Source organism: Acutalibacter sp. 1XD8-33, assembly GCF_003612555.1.
Lineage (GTDB): Bacteria > Bacillota > Clostridia > Oscillospirales > Acutalibacteraceae > Acutalibacter.
The window spans coordinates 402,882-408,881 of record NZ_RAZF01000001.1; the positions used below are offsets into that span (position 1 = coordinate 402,882).

At 58.8% G+C, this 6,000-nt stretch carries 5 protein-coding genes and 3 tRNA genes; 3 read left to right on the forward strand and 5 right to left on the reverse strand.

Annotation, left to right across the window (positions count from 1 at the left end):
* The first annotated feature begins 310 nt into the window (after nt 1-310).
* Entirely contained in the window at nt 311-991 is a 681-nt protein-coding gene (locus D7X94_RS01890) for an ECF transporter S component (RefSeq protein WP_120425986.1), read from the forward strand.
* A complete protein-coding gene (locus D7X94_RS01895; protein WP_120425987.1) occupies nt 988-1,767 on the forward strand; it encodes a type III pantothenate kinase in 780 nt (259 codons plus the stop codon). The genes D7X94_RS01890 and D7X94_RS01895 overlap by 4 nt, the downstream gene beginning before the upstream one ends.
* Nucleotides 1,768-2,067: 300 nt before the next feature.
* Here the strand turns inward: D7X94_RS01895 and D7X94_RS18285 are convergent, their stop codons facing one another.
* Complete coding sequence (locus tag D7X94_RS18285; RefSeq protein WP_158590851.1) at nt 2,068-2,241, reverse strand: hypothetical protein; 174 nt, start codon at nt 2,239-2,241, stop codon at nt 2,068-2,070.
* Between the two features lie 648 nt (nt 2,242-2,889).
* Here D7X94_RS18285 and D7X94_RS01905 point away from each other — a divergent pair.
* The gene (locus D7X94_RS01905; protein ID WP_199714982.1) at nt 2,890-4,302 is read left to right on the forward strand and encodes a uracil-xanthine permease family protein; all 1,413 of its coding nucleotides are present in this window, start codon (nt 2,890-2,892) and stop codon (nt 4,300-4,302) included.
* A 108-nt stretch (nt 4,303-4,410) separates the two neighbouring features.
* Here D7X94_RS01905 and D7X94_RS01910 read toward each other — a convergent pair whose 3' ends face one another.
* The 4 genes from D7X94_RS01910 to D7X94_RS01925 form a co-directional block, all read right to left on the reverse strand.
* Nucleotides 4,411-5,103 carry a helix-turn-helix domain-containing protein gene (locus D7X94_RS01910; protein WP_120425989.1) on the reverse strand — a complete coding sequence of 231 codons (693 nt, stop codon included), beginning with the start codon at nt 5,101-5,103 and terminating at the stop codon, nt 4,411-4,413.
* Nucleotides 5,104-5,604: 501 nt separating this feature from the next.
* Nucleotides 5,605-5,680, reverse strand: a tRNA-Asn gene (locus D7X94_RS01915).
* A gap of 30 nt (nt 5,681-5,710) precedes the next feature.
* Nucleotides 5,711-5,785, reverse strand: a tRNA-Glu gene (locus D7X94_RS01920).
* A gap of 5 nt (nt 5,786-5,790) precedes the next feature.
* Nucleotides 5,791-5,866 (reverse strand) — tRNA-Lys (locus D7X94_RS01925).
* Nucleotides 5,867-6,000: the final 134 nt, after the last annotated feature.

A 6,000-nucleotide genomic window follows, 5' to 3' on the forward strand; every position in this document is an offset into this window, starting at 1 on the left:
CGAAACTTGGCAACGCCAAGTTTATAGCTGGCGGGGTGTGGGGTGAGCGTGTGCCTGTGGCACACAAGCTGCGAACCGACCGAGCCGGTAGGCGAGACCCGTGACCCGTGCGCCCGAAGGCCGTCGAATACTCAAAATAATCCCTCCTGCAAAAATAGGGTTGCAAAAATTCTTCCCAGTGGGTATAATAGACTGGCCCGGATCCGCTGTCCGGCCCATACCGTGAGGATGGGACCGGAGCGCCGGCGGGGCCGGGTAAAATAAAATTCGCTGCACCGCGGCTTTCCGCGGGCGGCAGGAGGTATGCCATATGACAAGCACTGGTTCTGTGTCCAAACGCGCCGCCAATCTTCAGGGGCTGGTTCTCACCGCCCTGTTCGCGGCCATCCTGCTCCTGATGGGCTTCACGCCCCTGGGGCTCATCGATCTGCCCTTTATGCGGGCCACCACCCTGCACATCCCGGTGATCATCGCCTCTGTGCTGCTGGGGCCTGGGCGCGGAGGCTTTTTGGGGGGCATGTTCGGCCTCATCAGCCTGTGGAAGGGCACCATGGCCCCCAATCTGGTGAGCTTCGCCTTTTCCCCCTTCGTGCCCCTGCCGGGAGAGACCCACGGCACCCCCTGGGCGCTGGTGATCTGCTTTGTGCCCCGGATTCTGGTGGGCGTGGTGCCCTGGTTCGTGGTGAAGCTCTTTGAGCGGATCCCCGGAAACCGCACCGCCCTCAAAACCGTGGGCTACGCTTTCGCCGGGGCTGTGGGCTCGGCGGTGAATACCGTCCTCGTCATGGGGCTCATCGCCCTGCTTCTGGGAGACGCCTACGCGGCCGCCCAGGGCATTGGCCGGGACCTGGTGAACGGCTTCATCCTCACCACAGTTTTCGCCAACGGCATTCCGGAGGCCATCGCTGCGGCGGTGATTGTTCCACCGGTGTGCCTGGGGCTCTCCAAGGCCCTTTCCACCATTCAAATCAAAAGGGGGCCCGGTAAATGATACTCACCATTGACATTGGAAATACCAACACGGTCCTGGGCTGCTGGCGGGAGGACCGGCTGATCCTCACCCTGCGCCTGCACACCAACCGGGACCAGACCGCGGACGAATACTGCCTGCTCATCGGCAACCTGCTGAAAAGCCGGGGGGTGGACCCGTTGTCCCTCTCCGGGGGGATCCTCTCCAGCGTGGTGCCGGAGCTGCGCATGGTGATGAAGAACGCCATGGCCCTTCTCACGGGCAAGACCTTCCTCTCTGTGGGGGCGGGCCTGAAAACCGGCCTGGACATCCGCATGGACAACCCCGCCCAGCTGGGAGCCGATCTGGTGGTGGACGCCGTGGCGGCCCTCTCCAAATACCAGCCTCCCCTGGTGATTTTCGACATGGGCACGGCCACCACCATGTCCGTGATCGATAAAAACGGGGCCTACCGGGGCGGCATGATTATTCCCGGGCTGCGGCTCTCCGTGGACGCCCTCTCCGCCCGTGCCGCCCAGCTGCCCTACATCCACCTGGGCCCGCCGGAGCGGTTTATTGGCAGCAACACCATCGACTGTATGCAGGCCGGGGCGGTCTATGGCAGCGCTCTCATGATCGACGGCCTCATCGCCCGCACGGAGGAGGAGCTGGGCCAGCCGGTCACCGCCGTGGCTACCGGGGGGCTGATGGCGCTGATTCACAGCTACTGCCGCAAGCCCCTGCATTATGACGAAAATCTTCTGCTGGAGGGACTCTATATTCTTTATAAGAAAAACGCCAAGCTCCAAAGCTCGTAGGAAGCTCCGCGTATTCCCGGCATCCCGCGGATAAAGTCTTTGATTCTATCCGCTACTAAAAAGGCCGTTTTTCAAGTTAGAGCCTGTATTCATGACCGAAGTTACCGGATGCGCGCGTATTGTCAGAGCTGGTCAAGGCAAATTTCCGCAGATAGGCTTTCCATATTTCAAGGAAATTTAACGCGGAACAGGTCTGAAAAGGCCGTGCGGGCGGTGATTGCAGATTGTGGATACAGGTTCTCAGTTGGCTATATACCAGCAGAGAGGGGACTTTTCGTAAGAAAAGCCCCCTCTTGTTCGTTAATTCCGGCTCTCCGCTTTTGGAACCGACAGCGCGTTTTTGCAGTATTGCTCCAGTTCTTCCCGGGTGTTCAGCTTGACGCCGCTTTGCACGATCTGTTCCTGGAGGATCACCGGCAGGGAATCGAAATAGGTCTGGGCCTGCATGTCCATGCCCCGCTTTTCTTCTTGCATCCTGTTCATCCTTTCCTTGATTGGCTTGATAGGGATTTCTATCACAAACGCGCTTATAAAGAGGCTATCCATCTCTTTTGAACCGCGTTAACTATATCAGTTTGCCCGGCTTTGCGGGTTTCATGCGTGGGCAAAAGGCCATTACCATTTGGAATAAATTCTCTGGGGCGGTTGTGGTTTGGGCGCCCTCTTTCCGCCCAACCAGTTCTGTGCGCCTCGCAGTCAGCTGGGCAGAGTTTTGCTTTGCAAAACAGAAAGATAAACCGAACCGCGCGAGTTTTTATCGCATTGACACTGCCGCGAATGTCAGCTTTCGTTTCTCGCATACCAGGCGCGGTATACCCCGCGGGCAGAGAGCTCGCCGAACGAATTCCGCCTGGGGCGCGCCCCTCAAAAAATGTACTAAATTTCGTTGTATTTTTATGGGCGCGTGAGTGCGCCCGCTGGCTGATTGCGGAGCACCAGTCCGGGCGGGCTTTTCGGCTCGTTCCATGCGCACAGAGCTGGCTTTCTCCGGGATCCAAGGGCGTCCCGTCTGCTCCGCAGGCGGGACAGCCCCACGACCTTTTCTTTTGCTTGACTTTTCAGCCAAATTCTGGTACACTGAGTCGAATCGGCAAAAATTGAGGAATTAAGGAGGCAAAACAATTGGAATTCTTCTCTAAAATCAACCGCGCCCTCTTCCCCCAGTCCGTGGAATACGAAAAGCTGGGCGCACAGAAATGCTTTGCCCTGGGCTTTCAGCACGCCTTCGCCATGAGCTGCGCCACCATCCTGGTGCCCCTGCTCACCGGCCTGGACGTGGGCGTGGCTCTGTTCTGCGCGGGCTGCGGCACCCTGATCTTCCACCTGTGCACCGGCGGTCGGATGCCCACCTTTCTGGGCAGCTCTTTCGCCTTCATCTCCGCCATCTGCGGCGTGGTGGGCAACTCCGCCTTCGGGGCCACCAAGGACGAGCAGATCGCTGCGGCCATGGGCGGCGTGATCGCCTCCGGCGTGTTCTACCTGATTCTGGCTCTCATCATCAAGCTCTTCGGCAAGGGCCTCATCGACAAGCTCTTCCCCCCGGTGGTCCGGGGGGTGGGCATCACCCTCATTGGCCTGAACCTGGCCTCCTCCGCCATCAACAACATCCAGACCCAGTATGGTCCCGATGGCGCCTCCCTGGCCCCCTTTGCCGAGGGCTACGACATGGCCGCCTATGTGTGGGCTTGGGTTCTGGCGGGCGTGGTGTGCCTGACGGCGGTGGTCCTCTCCAGCTGCGGCCGGGGCATCGTGAAGATGTCCTCCATCGTCATCGCCCTGGTGGGCGGCTACCTACTGGCCCTCATCGTCACCAAAACCGGGCTGGCTCCCGCCTCCCTTATGGACACCAGCGTGATCGCTGAATACGGCTGGCTCCAGGTCCCCCACTTCGTCCTGCCCAGCTTCAACATCACCGCCATCGGCATGATTGCCCCCATCGCCATTGTCACCTGCGTGGAGCATGTGGGCGATGTGTACGCCAACGGCGCGGTGGTGAACAAGAAGTTCACCGAGAAGCCGGGCCTCCACCGCACCCTCATGGGGGACGGTCTTGCCACTGTTTTCGCCGGTCTGGTGGGCGGACCTCCCAACACCACCTATAGCGAGAACACCGCTGTGCTGGCTGCCACCGGCAACTATAACCCCGCCTCTCTGCGCGTAGCCGCAGTCATCGCCATTGCTGTGAGCTTCCTGGGCAAGGCCATCGGTGTGATCCAGTCTGTACCCAACTGCGTGCTGGGCGGGGCCTGCATCGTCCTCTACGGCATGATCGCCTCTGTGGGCCTGCGCACCCTGGTGGAAAACCACGTGGACTTCACCAAGAACCGCAACCTGTGCATCGCGGCGGTGATGCTGGTGCTGGCCATTGGCGGCGCGGTGATCGGCAACGCCACCTTCAGCTTCTCCAACATCGGCCTGGGCATCATCGTGGGCATCATCCTGAACCTTGTGATCCCGGACATCGGGGACGGCAAGGGCCTCGTGGCCCACTCTGTGGACAAGGACGAGATCGTCCCGGAGCGCAAGGCCCGCTGAGGATTGAGACGGGTTAAAAACAAAAGCAGGGCAGACCATTGCGGTTTGCCCTGCTTTTTTGCTGGTTAACGTGTACGTACTCAGCTAACTAGGGTAAAAGTTTCGCGTCTACCGCACAATCTCCACCCGCTCGTCCGCAGCCCCGGGATTCCTCTGGACAACCGTATAGAACAGGGTCCTGTGCTCTACCACGCCGTCCCCGCTACGCTTTTCATAGCTAAATCTGGGCACCTGCTGGAACTCCGCCACCGCGATGTAGTCCGAGACCATGAATACCCCGAAGAGGGCCACGGCGCAGCCCACCACGGTCAGGACCCGCACGCTCCGGTAGGGGAGCAGGGATTTCACCCGCAGCCATACCCCCACCAGCCCTATGCCCGCCCCCGCGATGGCGAAAATACTACCCCAACTGCTCTCGCTGGGAAAGACCGCGAACCCGGAGATCATCAGCAGGGCCGCGAACGCCATCAGCAGCACCCCCACAAGGTTCCTCTTCTCCACGCCGAGGCTGTTCCTGCTATACGCCGCCAGCTTCACCGCGGTATCCCTGGTCTCCTGGTCCATCTGTTCCGTTTTTTCCATTTGCTCCGTTCTCCTTTCGCCGTCAATAATTTCGGAGATACCCACCTGATAGAATTCAGCCAGCTCCACCAGCAGGCTGATGTCCGGCATATTGCATCCTGTCTCCCACCGGGAGACTGTCCGCGCGGAGACGTTCAGGACCTCCGCCAGCGCCTCCTGGGTAAGACTCCGCTCTTTCCGCAGGGCCTTCAAAAACAGGCCAACTTTTTTCTGATCCATGGGCGATCCCTCCTTAGGGATAGAATATCGTGAAAAACGGCAAATGGACAGGACAGAAAGTGAGAATCCCCCTTTTTTGCGCTAGTAGACAACTCTGTCTGGTTGTTTTTATGGGGGGAACGGCGTGCGCGGCGGCTAATAGACAAGGAGCACCAAGGGCTGGGCGAGCGAATTGGCTGGTACGCCTGCGCACTCCGCTGACTGAGTGCAGAAGCACTCCATTATTGACCGGTCCAGCCGACTTTCTCTTTACAAAGGAAAGAGAGTCGCAGAGTTTGCATAGCAAACTCTTGGGCTTTTAAGCTGGTCGTCGGGTGGAGGTGCTGGTCCCTTGTGGGAACCGTCAAGCGACGACCGAACCGGTAGGTGAGACGACGAAACTTTTACCCTGGCTGGTTGAGAGCACTTACCCCAGCTTGGCAAAAATATGAAACCAGCCGTGCGAAGCCCTTCTCTTTTCCAAAAAGAAAGCGCCCACAGAAATCTCTGTAGGCGCTTCATTGGCTCCCCCTGTTGGACTCGAACCAACGACCCTGCGGTTAACAGCCGCATGCTCTACCGACTGAGCTAAGGAGGAATATAAGAGTTAACACAAAATGATAACTCTTGGTGACCCGTGCGGGAATCGAACCCACGTTTGCGGCGTGAGAGGCCGCCGTCTTAGCCGCTTGACCAACGGGCCAAAATTGGTGCACCATCAGGGACTCGAACCCGGGACACCCTGATTAAGAGTCAGGTGCTCTACCAACTGAGCTAATGGTGCAAGAAACTCCCCGAAAGGAGCAATTCCCTGAAAACTGAATAAAGCGTAGAAAGCAGAGGAAGGAATCGAAAAGGGAGGGAACAAAATGGTCAAGCCCTCGGCCTATTAGTACTGCCAAGCTGAACATGTTACCA

Excerpts from the sequence above, each read along its gene's own strand:
- D7X94_RS01890 (WP_120425986.1), top strand. The coding sequence starts at position 311 with ATGACAAGCACTGGTTCTGTGTCCAAACGCGCCGCCAATCTTCAGGGG.
- D7X94_RS01895 (WP_120425987.1), top strand. The coding sequence starts at position 988 with ATGATACTCACCATTGACATTGGAAATACCAACACGGTCCTGGGCTGC.
- D7X94_RS18285 (WP_158590851.1), bottom strand. The coding sequence starts at position 2,241 with ATGCAAGAAGAAAAGCGGGGCATGGACATGCAGGCCCAGACCTATTTC.
- D7X94_RS01910 (WP_120425989.1), bottom strand. The coding sequence starts at position 5,103 with ATGGATCAGAAAAAAGTTGGCCTGTTTTTGAAGGCCCTGCGGAAAGAG.